The organism is Rhizobium sp. BK661 (genome assembly GCF_024808825.1).
GTDB lineage: Bacteria > Pseudomonadota > Alphaproteobacteria > Rhizobiales > Rhizobiaceae > Rhizobium.
The window spans coordinates 883,644-900,628 of sequence record NZ_JANTYT010000001.1 but is presented as its reverse complement, the minus strand read 5'-3'; the positions used below and the strand labels follow the sequence as shown (position 1 = coordinate 900,628).

The window sequence follows — 16,985 nt, the reverse complement described above, 5'->3', positions numbered from 1 at the left end:
ACGTCAACATCGGTATCCTTAGTGGCCGCCCGGATGGATCGCGTCATTGAGGTACATGCAAGTCAGCACCGCAAAGACGTAAGCCTGGAGGAAGGCAACGAGGAACTCGAGACCGGTCAGGGCGACCGTCATGATGAGGGGAAGGATGGCACCGCCAACGCCGAGCGCACCCAGCGCTCCAAGCGAGGCGACGAAGCCTGCGAACACCTTCAGGGTGATGTGGCCAGCCAGCATGTTGGCGAAAAGACGAACGGAGAGCGAAATCGGGCGGGAGAGGAAGGAGATGATTTCGATCGACACGACCAGCGGCAGAAGAATGCCCGGAACGCCCTGCGGCACGAAGATATTCAGGAAGTGGAAGCCGTGCTTATAGAAACCGTAGACCAGAACCGTACCGATGACGAGCAGCGCCAGCGCGAAGGTCACGATGATCTGGCTGGTGATCGTGAAGAAGTACGGGAACATGCCGAGCAGGTTTGCAGTCAGCACGAACATGAAGAGCGAGAAAACCAATGGGAAGAACTTCATCCCCTTGGACCCGGCGCCTTCCTTCAGCATGTTGGCGATGAACTCGTAGGACATCTCGGCCACCGACTGGGAACGGCCCGGCACGATCGCCCGATTCGACGTCGAGAAGTACAGAAAGCCAGCAGCGACGGCAGCAGAGGCCACCATGAAGAGCGATGCATTCGTAAACGAGAAATCAATTCCACCGACTTCGATCGGCACAATCTTCTGGATCAGGAACTGATGGGTCGGATCGTTAGACACCGCTTGTTCTCTCTATCTTTAGCCCGCGCAAGACGGGATTATTGCACTGGATCGAACGCCGGAGCGCCCTGCCCTATTTTCCACCATTCTCGCGGCCGGTCGGATCTGGCTTTGCAACCTTCCCCGCAGCCCGCAGAACGTTCAATACACCGGCACAAAATCCGAGAAGAAGAAGAACAATCAATCCCCAAGGCGCCGTGCCGACAAAACGGTCGAGGACATAGCCAAGAACGGCACCGACAACGATAGCGGAGATGAATTCGCTCGAAAGCTTCATCGCCTGGGCATAGCCTTTGCGGCTCGCCTCGGCGCTGGCTTCGATAGCCTCTTCCTTCCCCGCTTCAACACGCTTGGTTGCGAGCTCCGCCCCCAATTGCGCCCGGCGCTTTTCTAGACCTTCCTCGCGGTCGTCCGTCATGGTGCTCTCCTCCGCCAGCCGCTGTCCGCGATCCCGCTACCCCGGTTTTCCGGACAACGACCCCAAGGTTTGAGAACCTTTCGGCCCGTTCTGAAGTCGCGCGCAACATAGTTTTAGCAAAAAGCATAGTCAAGGCGTAGGCAGTCGATGTCCAGCCATAAAATAGACAAGAGAAAACATACGCTTAGGCCGATCCTGGCGAGGTTAGCCAAAATCGACCGAAAGAATCCGCTTTCGCGTGCAGCGATGAGACGCGAAATCGCGCTGAGATCGGCTTTTCCTCAGCTCCAGCCGCCGCCGTAGGTGCGGTAGAAGACGTGCAGGCCGATGCGGCCGACCTTTTCCATCGTCTTTGCCCATTTCGGGCGGACGTAGACAGCATGATAATGCGTTGCCGAGCCTACCTGCGGGAACCAGATCTTGCCGGCGGTAACAGCCATGGCGACTTCGCGGGCGATTCTCCAATGATACTGCGAGTTCACACGATCCTTGATATTGTCGCAGGCAAAGGAGAATTGGCAGCGATTGCGCCAATCCTCGTTCTGGTAGACGACGCCGCAGATGGTCTTCGGGTAGGCGGGATTGCGAACGCGATTGAGAATGACCTGGGCGACAGCCGCTTGTCCCTTCACCGTTTCGCCACGCGCTTCGAAGTAAATACCGGACGCCAAGCACTGCTGCTCGGCTGCCGAGAATACTGAAGGCGGCAGAATGCTTGCCGCCCAAGCGTGATCGCGCGGACCGATCTGCGGCACGAAGCGGCCATCGTCGGCCTTGTCGGTCAAAATCGAATCGAACGGCGACTGGCGAGCGTAGTCCGGAGCGGCCGGCGCATATGCCGTCGCCAGGACATCGGCCTTGGAGTTGGTCACGAGACCGGCCAGCATCGGTGAGACGCCGCGATCCGGTCTCGGCGGCTCCTTCTTGTAGAAATTCGTGGCGATCTGGATTTCCTTACCCTTGATCTTAGGCTTCACGAAAGCCGACCGATCCTTCAGGTCCAAGCTCGGCTGAAAGAGCAGGCGTGTTCTCTGGAGAATAGAGCCGGCGGAAAAATCCTTGGGCGGCTGCACCTTTTCAACAGCGACGACGCGGCCCTTCTTGAGTGGGCGATTGACGCGGTCTTCGTCCGGCGAGGCCCCATGCCCCTTCTCCTTCGCCATGAAGGCGACCTTGCGGCCGTCGGGCAGAACCATGCCTGCCCCGGCCGCGATCGTGCCGGTCACAACAGGATCGGCAAAGGTCAGCTCCGCCTGATGGATCGAGCCGGCCGGCGAATTGGTGAGCACCATCCGCCAGTTCTCCCGACCCTGATCGAGGCCGGCAAGCAAGGCAGCGAGGTCCGCATGAGACGCCACAGTCGGCGACATCAGCCATCCGCAGACGCCGAAGAGCGCGGGGGAACTCCAATTTTGAAGCAAGAGGCGCAGCTTGCCACGGGAACGGCTATTTCGACGCAACGCGAAGACTCCGGCATGAGACGCATGAACATGCCGTTGAAAATGTCTCATTAACCTTGATGCTTGGTTAATGCGGATGCCGCGCGACGGCGAAAGCATTAGCAACAGGCAAAATAAAAGCCCGGTCGATGCCGGGCTCCTATTGAAATGATTTTGCTCGCTTAAATAATGACGTGCGAGCCGAGCTCCACGACGCGGTTTGCGGGCAGCCGGAAGTAGTCCGACGGATTTGCCGCGGCATTGGCAAGCGCGATGTAGAGGCGGTCCTGCCAGTAGGGCATACCGGACTTGGCATCGGGAACCAGCTTGCGGCGACCGAGATAGAAAGACGTCGACATGATGTCGAACTTCAGCCCGGTCTTCCGCAGCGTCGCAAGCGCCTGAGAGACATTCTGCGATTCCATGAAGCCGAACAGCAACTCGACGCGCGAGAAGCGCTCTGAGATCTGCTCGACCTTGTAGCGATCGGCGCTCGACACGCGCGGCTTGTTGATCGTGCGAATGGTCAGGATGACGTTCTTGTCGTGCAGAACGTGATTGTGCTTCAGATTGTGCAGCAGCGCCGCGGGTGCCGATTCCGGATCGCTGGTCAAGAAGATCGCGGTGCCGGGCACCTGCGCCGGGGAATGGTCGCTCTTGCGCTCGATTGAACTGACGAAAGACGCGAGCGGGATGTCGGTATGGCGAGTCTTCTCGAGGAGAAGCGCCGAGCCGCGGCGCCACGTCCACATGATGATCGTAAACACGGCCGCAATCAGCACCGGAATATAGCCACCATCGTGAATCTTCAGCAGGTTGGCGCCCAGGAAGATCATTTCCAGACAAAGCAGCGGCGCAAGCGCCGCAGTTGCAACCAGGATCGACCAATTCCAGCGGACGCGGACAAACTCGAAGGCCATGATCGAGGTGACGACCATCGCGCCTGTCACCGAGATGCCGTAGGCGATTGCCAGCGCATCCGATGTCTTGAAGCTGATGACGAGGAAGATGACGCCAAAGAAAAGCACCGCATTTACAGACGGGACAAAAATCTGCCCCGTATTCGTCTCGGAGGTAAAGAGAACCTCCATCCGCGGCAGGAAGCCGAGGTTGATGCCCTGGCGGACGAGCGAGAAAGCACCCGTGATGACGGCCTGGCTGGCGATGATTGTGGCGGCAGTCGCCAGGATGACGACCGGCAGCAACGCCCACTGCGGGTACATCAAGTAGAAGGGATCCGACATCGCTGCGGGATTGCCGAGAACGAGAGCGCCCTGCCCCAGATAGTTCAGCGTCAACGCAGGGAAGACCAACGCAAACCAGGCCCACTGGATCGGCCGACGGCCAAAGTGGCCAAGGTCAGCATAAAGCGCTTCCGCACCCGTCACGGTCAGGAACACCGCGCCGAGCACGACGACACCATAGAATCCTTCGTGCAGCAGAAAGCTGACTGCATAGTAAGGATTGAAGGCGGCGAGGATGCCGAAGTCATCGGAGATATGCGAAATGCCCGCGGCGGCCATCACGATGAACCAGAGCGCGGTGATAGGTCCGAAGAAACGGGCCATGGCACCGGTCCCCCGCGACTGGACTGCAAACAGCAACGCCAGGATGAAAACGGAAATCGGCACGATGTAACTGGTCAGACTTGGCGCCACGAGCTTCAGACCTTCGACGGCCGACAATACCGAGAGCGCCGGCGTGATCATCGCATCGCCAAGGAACAGCGCCGCCCCAACAAGGCCGAGCAGCATCAGCATCGCGGTATGCCCGTTTGCGGTCTTCATCAACAACGCAAGCAGGGAAAGCGTACCGCCCTCGCCTTCGTTGTCGGCGCGCAACAGGAAGAGCACGTACTTGATGGTGACGATAATGGTCAGGGCCCAGATCATCAGCGAGATGAGGCTGATGACCTCGAAGCGAGTGAGGCCGTCGATCGCGACGGGCTTCAACGCTTCGCGGAATGCGTAGAGCGGGCTGGTACCGATATCGCCATAGACGACGCCAACGGAGCCGAGCGCAAGGTAGAACAGCTTGCGCGGCTTCATTTTACGTTCGTGTGAATGGCTGCCTTCGTGCATGAAATGAAAACAGGCTCTTCAGAGCCAGCCTTTCCATCGAAAAAAGAAGAAGGGAATGATGGCGGATAACACCATCAGCCCAATCGAATACGGATATCCGTGGGCGAAGTGCAGTTCCGGCATGAATTCGAAATTCATACCGTAGATGGAGGCGACCAGGGTCGGCGGCAAGAACACCACGGACGCGATCGAAAAAATCTTGATGATCGAGTTCTGCTCGATGTTGATCAGGCCAAGCGAGGCGTCGAGCAGGAAGGTAATATTGCCAGCGATGAAGGACGCATGCTCGTTGAGCGACTGAATATCGCGAGAGACCGTCCGGCAGAGTTCCTTGGTGTCACGATCCTGCTGGACCGCGGGGACATTATAGAAAAACGTCATCAGCCGCGACAGCGACGCGAGACTATCGCGGATCTTGCTGACGAGGCGATGATGGCCGGCAATGTCCCTAAGCTTCTCTTCGAGATAGTTCGACGGCTTGCGAACCTTCCTCGCACGGTCGCCAAACACATGCGTCGACAGAATGTCGATACGGGCAACCGAAAGCTCCAGGATTTCCGCGGTGCGATCGATGACGGTTTCAAAGAGCTTAGCCAGCAGTGCCGCACCGCTCCGCCACTGTTGCGGTACGCGATGAAGCGCGGCGATGAATAGTGAAAAGGACTTCGGCTGTGCGTAGCGGATCGTGACCATCCGTTTGCCAACCAGGATGAAGGCAACGTCGGTCAGGGTCGGCGCGTCCGTTTCTACCTTCCAGACGAGAGACGCCGTCATGAACACGGCATCGTTTTCGACGTAGAGGCGGGCCGACGGTTCGATATCCTTGAGATCATCGCGTGTCGGGACTTCGATGCCCAGCACCCTTTCGACGAACATCTCCTCGTCACGCGATGGCTCGACCAGGTCGATCCACATGACGTCGTCGCGCAAGGAACCTTGCGACAAATCGCGAATTTCAACCGGCTTGCAATCGGAACAGTAGGCCGCGATCACCGGTTGGACCTCCGGTAATCCGGGCGTGTTGCGCACATCGCTGTCTTCATCGAACGCCCTTCCACGGCGCGCTGCCCGCGAGAGCGCGTGGGATGCAAGTTCCAGATTGTAACGAAAGCGATTGAAGAAAGTTCATATGACTCCCGGCACATCCGGCGACCGCCGAGATATGCAACGTGCTCAACCGCATCGCAGTCACCAATCCTTCGACCAAGATAACTCCGAGTATGCGGGCGGCCAGTCCCACCGGCCATCATCGAGCATTCGCAACACGCCGCCCTCATGGCGACGGCGCGCCATATGACGGAAAGCTGCGAAAGAATCAAGACATCTTACGTTCACCGCGCCGTTTGACCACATTTCCTCCGCAATTGGGAGTCTAGCGGCGGCGAAGCATTCACTCGAAAACGATGGCCGGCGCGGCCTTCTGCGGCTGCACGTCGAGCTGCTGCCAGACCTTGGCGGCGATCTCGCGATAGATGCCGGCGACGATGCCGTTGGGCTCCGTTGCAACCAGCGGCGTTCCGGCGTCGGAGGTCTCGCGAATGTTCATCGTCAACGGCACTTCGCCGAGGAAAGGCACGCCGATGCGTTCAGCTTCCTTGCGAGCGCCGCCATGACCAAAGATATCGTAACGCGTGCCCGTGTCGGGGGCGATGAAATAGCTCATGTTCTCGACGATGCCGAGCACGGGAACCTCGACCTTCTTGAACATGTTCAATCCCTTGCGGGCATCGACGAGCGCGAGATCCTGAGGTGTCGAAACGATGACGGCGCCCGCGAGCGGTACCTGCTGCGCCATCGTCAGCTGCGCATCGCCTGTGCCCGGCGGCATATCGACGACAAGGACATCTAGTTCGCCCCAGGCAACCTCACGCAGCATCTGCATCAGCGCCGATTGCACCATGGGGCCACGCCAGATCATTGCCGTCTCCTCGTCGACGAGGAAGCCCATTGACATCACCTTCAGCCCGTAATTTTCCATGGGGTTGATGATGCGGCCATCGATCTGGGTGGGGCGGCCGGAGATCTTGAGCAGGCGCGGCATCGACGGGCCGTAAATATCGGCGTCGAGAATGCCGACCCGCAAGCCATTGGCCTGGAGGCCGAGCGCAAGGTTGACGGCGGTCGTGGATTTTCCCACACCGCCCTTGCCGGAGGCAACGGCGATGATCGAGCCAATACCGGGAACGCCGAGCTTGCCGGCGCGGGGCTGCTGTTGCGGCGCGTGGGCATGGCCGTGATGCTCATGTCCAGCCTGCGGCTGCGGGCGCGAGACCGGCGCCGAACCCGCACCAGCCTTCTTGTCCGCCGTCAGCGCAACCAAGGCTCCCTTGACACCCGGCATTTCCTTGATGACCCGTTCGGCGGCGAGACGAAGAGGCTCCAGCTCCTTGGCGTTCTCCGCAGGGACCGTAATGGAGAAATAGACCTTGCCGTCGGAAATGAAGACATCAGAGACCATGCCGAGCTCGACGATATCGTGTTCGAGATCGGGTCCGCGGACCGTCTTCAGCGTTTCGAGAACTTGTTCCTTGGTGACGCCGGTCATTCCATCCTCACTGCCTATGTTGGCATTCTAGATAGAGGAGCGCCGCGTCTTCGCCAAACAAAATCGGCGGTCGACGCAGCAAATGAGGAGCGAGTTCAACCGGAAGGCCGATGCGTCCATCAAGTCCGCCGGGCTTTCGCCCTGATGGTTACAACAGCCTTCCGGGATACCGAGGCAAGCCTTGCCACCTAGAGCAAGCACGGCAAAAGGCCAGTATAAAACGTGCATCGGGCGCTGAAGGTTTAGGGTTTGCGGGCGGCGGCGTGTCCCAAAAGCAACAACCGCCGCCGACGCCTTAGCCCGAGATCAGACATAGTAGCGTCGGCCGACGGTGTGCGGGTCGCGCCGTTTATCCGGCGTCGTGACCAGGTCCCCTCTGGACCGCTGCAAACAAAGAAGCAGAAAACGTGCCAGATGGCAAACATCCGCGAAAGCCGATGTGCACCGGGGACAAAGTCGTGCGCATTGGTGAAGTTTTAGGCGCGCGAGCCCAGAATTTGCCCACTCTACTTTATGAGTCCGATCCGCAATGCCTTGGCGACGGCCTGCGTACGGTTCACAGTATCGAGCTTCTTGGTCGCACGGTTGAGATAGTGGTTCACCGTGTGCTCGGACAGCGTGAGGATTTCCGCAATCTCGACACTGGTCTTGCCGGCGGCAGTCCAGTTCAGGCAGTCAATCTCTCTGTCAGTCAGGGTTTCCGTGACCCTGTTGTCGTGGCTGCGAATTTCCGCCAATCGGTCGAAGACGTGGATGGAAATATAGTGGAGTTCGCGCATTTCCTCCGCGCTGAATGCCTCACGGTCACCCGAAAACGATACAGCACCCCGGCTGCCAGAGGGCTCATGCGCCGGGAAATAGGCACAACGCATCATGCGGAAACGTTCAAAGAGGGCCTTGACGATCCCTGCCTTGCCATCGGGCCTTTCCAGCTTTACCTGCGACACGTCGTTGAAGAACGGCGTGGTCGAGGTCCGCAGCCGCTTCATGACCGGACTATTGGCCACCAGCCCCTCATGGTCGTAAGCCGCCAGCAATTCCACTGGCCAACTCGAGATGACTGTACTGTTCTGCAGATTGACGGCTGTCACCGAGGGAATGTTGAAGACCATGAAGGCCCGCGCTCGATAGGCTTCCGTCACTTTCTTCATGAAGCGGAAAATATCGAACTGCGTTTTCAGTCCGGCGATCTCGCTAACGTGGACGTCCACGGAAGATCCTGGCTGCGATGGATTCATTTATTTATTCAACTCGAATAGATGGAATGTCTGATGGATGTCGTCTCGTCGTCGCAGCTAAGTTTGCATCGCCGGTTAACGATTAACCCAGCACATACACCCCAAGACGGGGGATTGACGAGCGTAAATTGTGATGATTCGTCAGAAAATCACAATATTTTAAGCTTCAACCTTGTATTGGGCGACATTGAGTAAGGTTTAGCGGCGTGGACCAAGTCCAATGCGCATGGCTTCTCTGATCTGTTCTGCCGTCTTCCGGATCGGGGCCGCCCATTCCGAAAGCCTTTCCATCGTAAGCCGATAAGCCGGCCCGGTTACCGATACACCACCGACAAGCGAAAGGTTTTCGGACCAGATAGGGGCGGCGACACAGCGAATGCCGACTTCGTGCTCCTCACGGTCGAAGGCATGACCTTGCTTGCGTATTTCCTCGATCTCGGCAAGGAGAGTGTCCGCCGTATGCGTATTTGCGGTGAACTGGTGGAAGGCAAGGTCGGCCACCAGTGCCGCAACCCGCTCTCTCGGCAATATCGACAGGGCTGCCTTGCCGACACCTGTACAGTAAACCGGCGAGGTGTTGCCAATCTGCGAGTACATTCTGACAGGCTGCTGGCCTTCGAACTTGTCGAGGTAGATGATCGAGCTGCCGCGAAGCACACCAAGATGAACCGTTTCGCCCGTCAGATCCTGGAGGGCCCTGAGGTGAGGCTCGGCTATGAGGCGAAACTCGTTGCGCGCCCAGCTGCGAGAGGCGAGATCCAAAAGCCGCAAGCCAGATGAGTAGCGGCCGTCGGCATCGATCTCAAGAAGACCTTCTTCGACGAGATGGCTTAGCTGACGATGAAGCGTGCCGCGCGGCTGATCTGAAAGCGCCAATATGTCCGTGAACCGCATGGGACCGTCGGCATGGGTCACCACGTCGAGAAGGACCATCAGCTTGCCGAGGGTGCCGGTGTCGCGCCGCCCGAGCTCATTCTCTTTTGCCGCACTCATCGTCGCCCCAAATACCTTGACAGAGAGGCCACGCTAGTCGGATAATTCCACATAGTCAAATAGAGTTCCAAATAATAGAACAGAATAGCGTCGGGAGGACGTAGTGACGGCTATGCTTGCGCAGTTTCCTGAATTCAGGGATCGAAGCGTGCTGATTACCGGAGGCGGGTCCGGCATCGGGGCAGCGATTGTCGAGGGGTTCGCCCGGCAAGGGGCCAAGGTTTCGTTCATTGACGTCGCCGAGGCGGAAAGCCATGACCTCGTCGAACGGCTGTCGCGCGACACCCTTCACCCGGTTCGCTTCCACAAGGCGGATTTGCGTGACGTTGCAGAGATCCGCAGGACGGTCGATGAGGTCGTCGCTCACTCCGGCCCAATCAGCGTTCTCGTCAACAATGCCGCGCGCGACGACCGGCACGATTTCGAGGCCGTGACCGAGGAATACTGGGACGACAACCAGGCGACCAACCTGCGCCATGTCTTCTTCACGACCCAGGCTGTTGCGCCCTCGATGCGCGAAGCAGGCGGCGGTGCGGTCATCAACATGTCGTCGATTGCTTTTCTGCTCAACATGCCGGAATTTCCCGCCTATTCGACGGCGAAAGCCGGCGTGATCGGGCTGACAAAGAGCCTGGCCGGCAAGCTTGGGCCTGACAACATCCGCGTCAATTGCATCCTGCCGGGCATGATCGTGACGGATCGTCAGATGAAACTCTGGCTCACCGAGGAAGGCATTGCGCGGACGGTGCATCGCCAGTGCATCAAGAAAGTTCTGCACGCCGACGCGATCATCGGACCGTGCCTGTTTCTGGCGTCAAGCTGCGCGGCAGCAATCAGCGCACAATCTCTTATTGTCGATGGAGGCATTTTCTGATGACGGATCCCGCTTATGTCGCGGTAGATTGGGGAACAAGCAGTTTTCGGCTCTGGCTGATCGCCAAGGATGGCAGCATCCTGGGCGAAAGCCGCAGCAATGAGGGTATGACGACGGCTGCAAAAACCGGCTTCGCCGAGGTTCTCGCCTCGCATCTGGCCAAGGTGAGTGCGCCGGAAAATCTTCCGGTCATCATCTGCGGCATGGCAGGTGCAAAGCAGGGATGGGTCGAGGCGGGCTATATCGACGTTCCGGCATCATTGTCCTCAATTCTGACGGGCGCAGTCGTTGTGCCCGGCCAACGCCGCGATGTCCGTATCCTTCCAGGCCTTGCCCAGAGAGATCAGGCAAGGCCCGACGTCATGCGCGGAGAGGAAACGCAGCTTCTCGGCACGCTTGGTCCGGCAAGCACCGGATCACAGGCAGTGTGCATGCCGGGCACGCATTCAAAGTGGGTCCACGTAAGGGATGGGCGGGTTACCGGCTTCTCCAGCTTCATGACCGGTGAGCTTTTCGACGCGATCTCCAAGCACACGATCCTGTCGCACGCCGTCGCCGGGGCCGATCAGTCGCCGGCAGACGAGGTCGCCTTCGAAAGTGCGATCAAGGCTGCCTATGAGCAGCCGGCAATGGCGACCAACCTCTTCTTTACGGCGCGCTCCGGCCAGCTGCTGCATAGTTTGAGCGCTGCCGCAGCACAGGCCAAGATCTCCGGAACGCTCATCGGGCTGGAAATCGCCGGCGCCATGACAAATGCGGGAGCCGGCGTCAGCATCACGCTCGTTGCCGCGGGCCGGCTGCAAGGCCTTTATGAAGCGGCCTTCAAGGCACTATCTCTGTCCTATAAGACCATTGACGCTGATACGGCAGTCCGTGGCGGCCTTGCTGCCGCCGCCAAAGCCATTTGGCCGAATTAAGAAAGCACCGAAGCAATGAACCGCATCCCCTTCCCCACGATGAAGCGTCCACTGATCGCCATTCTGCGCGGCATCAAACCCGAAGAAACCGAAAGCGTGGTCGGCGCGCTGATCGAAAACGGGTTGACCGCCATCGAGATCCCGCTGAACTCGCCGGAACCCTTCAAGTCGATCGAAATCGCAGCGAAGATGGCGCCGGCCGATTGCCTGATCGGCGCCGGCACCGTGCTGACCACGGAGGCGGTCGACAGCCTCCATTCCGCCGGTGGCAAGCTGCTTGTCACCCCAAACGTCGAGCCCGAAGTGATCATTCTTGCGCGCAACTATGGGATGGTCACCATGCCGGGTGTCTTCACGCCGACGGAAGCGCTGGCGGCAGCCCGTGCAGGCGCGACTGGCTTGAAATTCTTCCCCGCCAGCGTGCTCGGCCCTGCCGGCATCACCGCGATCCGCGCAATTCTGCCGCGGGAGCTGGTGATCGCTGCCGTTGGCGGCGTTTCAGACAAGAATTTCTCCGAGTACACCAAGGCTGGCATTCATGCGTTCGGCCTCGGCACCAGCCTCTACAAGCCGGGAATGACCGCAGCGGAGGTTGCCGAGCGTGCGAAGGCGACCATTTACGCCTATGACGCAGCGGTAGGAGCTTAAGGCGTATGACGGAAATTCACGAGTTCGCAGGCAAGACCCTTTGCAGCACCAACTCCGTGCTTGGAGAAGGCCCCACCTACGATCCGGACACGAACACGGTCTGGTGGTTCAATATCATCGGCAAGGAGTTGCACGAACTGAACCTCTCCACCGAGGAGAAGAAAGTGCACGCACTGCCGATGATGGCGAGCGTGCTCGCTCGCATAGATGCTGGGCGGCAGTTGCTTGCCACCGAACAGGGTCTTTTCATTCGTGATACCAAGAGCGGCAATCTCACCTTTTATGCGGCCCTCGAAAACGACAATCTGGATAACCGCTCGAACGACGGCCGTACACATTCTTCCGGTGCATTGTGGATCGGCACGATGAGCAAGCGCGCGGAAAATCGCGCGGGCGCCATCTATCACGTGGCCGGTGGTCGCGTGACCAGGATCTTCGACGGCATCAGCATTCCGAATTCAATCTGCTTTTCGCCGGACGGCACGATTGGCTACTTCACCGACACACGCCTCAGCCGCCTGATGAGGGTGATGGTTGATCCGCAGACGGGTCTGCCGACCGGGGAGCCGATTGTGCTGGTGGATACTATGGATGAGCCGGGTGGACTCGACGGTTCGGTCGTCGACGCCGACGGATACATCTGGAATGCGCGGTGGGGTGCGGGCGCCGTTGATCGATACAGCCCGGATGGACTGCGCATCTCCCGCTACAAGGTACCCGCCGCCCAGCCCTCCTGTCCCGCTTTCATCGGGAAGAATGGCGATCGGCTTGCCGTCACCACGGCATGGGAGGGACTGGATGACGACGCGCGGTCCATGCAACCGCAGGCCGGTTCGCTGCTCGAGCTAGAGGTCACGGTGAAGGGGATTTTTGATCCCGTTTACGCGATCTGACGCGACACACGTCGAAGTCACCAGGGCGTCCTCCGCGGGCGCCCTTTTTGTTTTCGATTCATTTGATAGCTGAGATGCCTGTAGCATTTTCGCTAAAAGTTCCGCAAAATTAGCAATTTTTGCGCGATTTTTTTCGGGAACCAATAGAAATGCCATTCATTTCAAAAGGGAGCCGGCCGGTGGCTACCGCCTGCGCAAGCTGGCGGGACACGGGCTAGAGATCACTATTTGAACTGAAAAGGTAGGTTCGAAATGACACGCAAACTCCTCACAACCGTTGCCGCTGGTGCCTTGTTTGCCACGGCTTTCGCACCGGCGGCATTCTCGCAGAGCTCGACCCAGCCGGCTGATCCGAGCGCCCCGACAACGCAGGCAGCGCCGAGCGATCCGACTGCTCCGCCGAAGGTCCCGGATGTCACAGCTCCGGCCCCGGCAGGTGACGCGGCTCAGGCGCCAGCACCGGCCGCCACGACCGACACTGCGCAAGCGGGCGGCGGGTACCTGACCGAGCAGGCTGCAGACCAGATTAGCGCCAACACCTATATCGGCCAGTCGGTCTATAACGGCCAAAACGAAAGCATCGGTAACGTCAACGACCTCATCATGAAGAAAGACGGCGGTCTAGTTGCCGCAATTGTTGGCGTCGGCGGCTTCCTCGGCGTCGGCGAGAAGAATGTCGCCGTTCCGATGGATAAGATCACCGTTGCTCAAAACACGCAGGACGGCAGCGTCAAGCTGACAACCTCCGAAACCGCGGAAACGCTGAAGGCGGCTCCGGAATTCAAAACGCTGCAGATGCTCGCCGCCGAGAAGGCTCCAGCACCGGGCTCAACAGACACCACGGCGACGGGTTCGACAACGAACAAGTAAGAATACTGCGCAGTGAGTACAGCGTAACCGATGGCGTCCGACGGGGCGCCATCGGCGTTTCAGGCGCTGACGCGGTCAGCCGTATCGTAATAGTTTTCGTGCAGGAAGCGAAGCGTCGCGATACTGTCGGCAGGCTTGCCGAAGTGATAGCCCTGCCCCATGCCGCAACCAAGCGAACGCAACTTGACGGCTTCCGAATAGTCCTCGATCCCTTCGGCGACCACTTCAAGGTCGAGGCCTTCGCACATGGCAAGGATCGCCTTGATGATGTGCTCGGAGGCACGGTCGGAATTGATGCGCGACACGAAGGCGCGATCGATCTTGATCTTGTCGAACATGAAGTCGCGCAGGCGACCAAGGCTCGACTGGCCAGTTCCGAAATCATCCAACGAGATACGGACGCCTGCCTGGCGCAGGTCGGCGATGATGCGGTTTGCCGTATCGGCCGAGCCCATCACGGCGGTCTCGGTGATCTCCAGTTCCAGCCGGTGCGGGTCGAAACCAACCCGGCCGAGGATCGACAGGACGCTGCTACTCGTACCCGGATCCATCAGCTGCGCCGAGGAAAGGTTGAAGGAGAGGAAGAGTTCGCGTGGCCAGGAAAGGGCCGCTTCCGCGGCCTTGCGCAGCAATGCCTCTGATAGTGCGTCGATGAAACCGCGTTCTTCCGCGAGCGGAACGAAGACGCCTGGCGATACGAAGCCCAGATCAGGATCGTTCCAGCGCGCCAAGGCTTCAAAGCCGACGACCTGGCTGTTGGAGAGCGCAACGATCGGCTGAAAATGCACATCGATCGCGTCGGAGATGATGGCATTGCGCAGCGCCTGCTCCAACTGCGTCGCGCGCTTCATTTCCTGGACGATCTCGCGGGAATAGACGGTGATCTGGCCACGGCCGCGGCGCTTGGAGCGATAAAGCGCCGTCTCTGCGCTCTTCAGCAGCTCCTCGAACTCCTCGCCGGCAAAGGGGTAAATCGCAAAGCCGAAGGATGCCGAAAGCCGGACGTTGCGGTCGCCGAGATCATAGGGTGCCGAAAGCACCTCGCGGATCATCTGGCCGAATTTCTCGGCGCTGGCCCGCTCGAACACCAGAGGCAGCACAAAGGCAAATTCGTCGCCGTCGTGACGCGTGACCAGCGCGCCATCGGGAATGCAGGCTTTCAGCCGATGGGCGACCTGGCAGAGAATTTCGTCGCCCGCCGATGCGCCGAAGAGATCGTTGATCGGTTTGAAGGAATCGAGATTGGCGATGCCGATCGTGAAGGGCGCGGGATCGCTGGCGCGTTCCGCAGAAATCTGGGCAACCCGATCACGCATACGGTAGCGGTTACCGAGCCCGGTCAGCGGGTCGGTATAGGCCATGGTCTGAAGCTCATTCTGACTTACGGGCACCAGAGGCATTTCAGCCGACATCATCACTCAGACCCAGACTGCACACGCTGGAAGGATGGCGGGCAAGTCTTAAGAATTCGATAGTGGAACGGCCGCATTGAAACCGTGTACCGTCCCCACATTTAGGGAGTTGACGAGCTTTGTCGTCACATGGCGACCTGCCGCACATCCTCGGCAAGATACTTCTGAAAGATCCCCTGAAGAATATCGGGGCTTACCGGCTTCATGATCACGTCGTCCATCCCGGCCTTTGCACATTCGGCGCGGTCGCGCTCGAAAGCCTGGGTAAGAACACCGACGATCGGCGTTCTCGAACTGCCGCCTTCTTCTGTCTGGCGGATCAGCCGCGCCGCCTCGAAACCGTTGAAGCCCGGCAGCGAGATGTCCATCAGGATGATTTTCGGCCGGTGCTCGGTCCACAGGCGAACCGCCTCGTCGCCGCTTGGGGCAATCAGGTAGCGGTAGCCGAGACCCTCGAGGATCTGCGAAAAGACGATCTGGTTGATGTCGTTGTCTTCCGCAACGAGCACGTCAAGCGCATTTGCTTCCTCGACGGTGGTGAACTCCCAATCGGTGTCGATGCTTTCAGCGAGCTGACCACGATTGCTGCGATTGAAATGCCGAGCGATCTGGAAGGTGAGCTCGTTGGCGAGCTGGAAGCCGTCCATGACGAGCACCGGAATGCCATACTGTTCGGCGAGCTCCAGGCAACGCATCCCCAGCTGGTTGTCGATCACCAGCAGGTCGAGCGAGATGCCGGACGAGCTCGCGATTTCCAGGAAGTGCTCCTGTTCGTCCTCGCCACGCACCGAGCACGCCTCGAAGCCGTATTTCGCAAGCGTGCGCAAGGCTGCGGCTTCAGCCACGACATCCGACGTCACCACCAGGATCTTGCGGCCGGAGAAGTTCTCCGGAACGATCGCTTCCATGGCCGCCGGTTCGCGCCGCTCGCCGCTGCCATTCATCGGAACATAGGCGCGTCGATAGGAATTCTTGCTCGAGGTCATGACGCTCGATGCGAACCTGAACTCATCGAGATCGGCGCCGTCTCGCGGCAGGTCCTGCATGGTCGAGACGAGGAAATAGCGCCCCGGCTTGCCGATGCGGTGCTTGCGCGTAACGATGTCGCGTTCCACGCCGTCGCGCGCGACCTGCCGCTGGCGGGAAATCGACATTTCACCGGTGTCCAGAACATGGCGGTCGCTTTCTTCGAAACGCTGGGCGACCTCCTCGGAGAACAGGTCGCTGCTCTTGCGACCGAGTACCTCATCGACCGTCGTCTGGTACTTTTCGCAGAAGGCGATGTTGACGGCGACGTAATTCAGGTTGCGATCCTTGACGAAGAGCGGAAATGGCAGGTTATCGAGGATGTCCTCGGTAAGCTGCACACGCTCGAGATCGGAGCGCCACTGTTCCTCCCGTTTCTTGTCTTCGGAGATGTCCTGGATGACGCAGACACCGTAGCCGCTCGCAAGGCGCCGCTTGCCAAACCGAATCCAGCGATCGGTGCCGTGGCGCTCGACCGCCTCGAACCGCTCGCGCCAATGCGAGGCGATCTTCTGGGACAGCCAGTCCTCACGGCTCAGCGATCCCTGCTTGCCGCTCGACTGCGTACGGATGCCGGTGTCGTAGATCGCACCCAGGAAGTCTCGCAACCGCGTTCCCGGCTTCAGCACGGTCGCCGATACCGGAAAGAAATCGAGCACCTGACGGCTCGCGAAGATCATTTGGTCGGTCTTGTCGTAGACGATGAAAGCCGCGCCGAGGCTCTCGCAAACCGCGTCAAACAGAGCCGTCTGCAGGCTGATATCAGCCGGCATTTCATTACTCACGGATGATGCGTCCGCCTTTTCGGAGCCGGCACTCATTCTTACGCGTCCCACATCTGTCCGATTGAAACCCACTCC

The 16,985-nt window shown here is 59.3% G+C and carries 15 protein-coding genes; 5 read left to right on the top strand and 10 right to left on the bottom strand.

What is annotated here, in order from left to right:
- Positions 1 to 18: 18 nt before the first annotated feature.
- The 8 genes from FHX16_RS04395 to FHX16_RS04360 form a co-directional block, all read right to left on the bottom strand.
- The gene (locus FHX16_RS04395; protein WP_016552933.1) at positions 19 to 771 is read right to left on the bottom strand and encodes a F0F1 ATP synthase subunit A; all 753 of its coding nucleotides are present in this window, start codon (positions 769 to 771) and stop codon (positions 19 to 21) included.
- A gap of 73 nt (positions 772 to 844) precedes the next feature.
- Positions 845 to 1,189 carry an AtpZ/AtpI family protein gene (locus FHX16_RS04390; RefSeq protein ID WP_183752378.1) on the bottom strand — a complete coding sequence of 115 codons (345 nt, stop codon included), beginning with the start codon at positions 1,187 to 1,189 and terminating at the stop codon, positions 845 to 847.
- 281 nt (positions 1,190 to 1,470) lie between these two features.
- On the bottom strand, positions 1,471 to 2,649 hold the full coding sequence (locus tag FHX16_RS04385; protein WP_183859993.1) for a cell wall hydrolase: 1,179 nt from the start codon (positions 2,647 to 2,649) through the stop codon (positions 1,471 to 1,473).
- Between the two features lie 161 nt (positions 2,650 to 2,810).
- Entirely contained in the window at positions 2,811 to 4,709 is a 1,899-nt protein-coding gene (locus FHX16_RS04380) for a potassium transporter Kup (protein ID WP_016552930.1), read from the bottom strand.
- Positions 4,710 to 4,727: 18 nt separating this feature from the next.
- The gene (locus FHX16_RS04375) at positions 4,728 to 5,702 is read right to left on the bottom strand and encodes a magnesium transporter CorA family protein (protein ID WP_183860744.1); all 975 of its coding nucleotides are present in this window, start codon (positions 5,700 to 5,702) and stop codon (positions 4,728 to 4,730) included.
- A 397-nt stretch (positions 5,703 to 6,099) separates the two neighbouring features.
- Positions 6,100 to 7,254: an iron-sulfur cluster carrier protein ApbC gene (gene apbC / locus FHX16_RS04370; RefSeq protein WP_183859995.1), complete on the bottom strand. Its 1,155-nt coding sequence runs from the start codon at positions 7,252 to 7,254 to the stop codon at positions 6,100 to 6,102.
- A gap of 506 nt (positions 7,255 to 7,760) precedes the next feature.
- On the bottom strand, positions 7,761 to 8,492 hold the full coding sequence (locus FHX16_RS04365) for an autoinducer binding domain-containing protein (protein ID WP_183859997.1): 732 nt from the start codon (positions 8,490 to 8,492) through the stop codon (positions 7,761 to 7,763).
- A gap of 198 nt (positions 8,493 to 8,690) precedes the next feature.
- Positions 8,691 to 9,485, bottom strand: coding sequence for an IclR family transcriptional regulator (locus tag FHX16_RS04360; RefSeq protein WP_183859999.1), 795 nt, complete (start codon positions 9,483 to 9,485; stop codon positions 8,691 to 8,693).
- A gap of 112 nt (positions 9,486 to 9,597) precedes the next feature.
- Here FHX16_RS04360 and FHX16_RS04355 point away from each other — a divergent pair, with 112 nt between their 5' ends.
- The 5 genes from FHX16_RS04355 to FHX16_RS04335 all read left to right on the top strand — a co-directional run bounded on the left by FHX16_RS04355 (position 9,598) and on the right by FHX16_RS04335 (position 13,687).
- Positions 9,598 to 10,359, top strand: coding sequence for an SDR family NAD(P)-dependent oxidoreductase (locus FHX16_RS04355; protein WP_210296617.1), 762 nt, complete (start codon positions 9,598 to 9,600; stop codon positions 10,357 to 10,359).
- Entirely contained in the window at positions 10,359 to 11,276 is a 918-nt protein-coding gene (locus FHX16_RS04350) for a 2-dehydro-3-deoxygalactonokinase (protein WP_183860003.1), read from the top strand. Before FHX16_RS04355 ends, FHX16_RS04350 begins: the two co-directional genes overlap by 1 nt.
- A gap of 15 nt (positions 11,277 to 11,291) precedes the next feature.
- The gene (locus FHX16_RS04345; RefSeq protein ID WP_259126620.1) at positions 11,292 to 11,924 is read left to right on the top strand and encodes a 2-dehydro-3-deoxy-6-phosphogalactonate aldolase; all 633 of its coding nucleotides are present in this window, start codon (positions 11,292 to 11,294) and stop codon (positions 11,922 to 11,924) included.
- Between the two features lie 5 nt (positions 11,925 to 11,929).
- Entirely contained in the window at positions 11,930 to 12,817 is an 888-nt protein-coding gene (locus FHX16_RS04340; protein WP_183860005.1) for an SMP-30/gluconolactonase/LRE family protein, read from the top strand.
- Between the two features lie 252 nt (positions 12,818 to 13,069).
- Complete coding sequence (locus FHX16_RS04335) at positions 13,070 to 13,687, top strand: PRC-barrel domain-containing protein (RefSeq protein ID WP_259126617.1); 618 nt, start codon at positions 13,070 to 13,072, stop codon at positions 13,685 to 13,687.
- A 59-nt stretch (positions 13,688 to 13,746) separates the two neighbouring features.
- Here FHX16_RS04335 and FHX16_RS04330 read toward each other — a convergent pair whose 3' ends face one another.
- Both FHX16_RS04330 and FHX16_RS04325 read right to left on the bottom strand, forming a co-directional pair.
- A complete protein-coding gene (locus FHX16_RS04330) occupies positions 13,747 to 15,048 on the bottom strand; it encodes a bifunctional diguanylate cyclase/phosphodiesterase (protein WP_246712550.1) in 1,302 nt (433 codons plus the stop codon).
- A 176-nt stretch (positions 15,049 to 15,224) separates the two neighbouring features.
- Complete coding sequence (locus FHX16_RS04325; RefSeq protein ID WP_183860009.1) at positions 15,225 to 16,946, bottom strand: response regulator; 1,722 nt, start codon at positions 16,944 to 16,946, stop codon at positions 15,225 to 15,227.
- Positions 16,947 to 16,985: the final 39 nt, after the last annotated feature.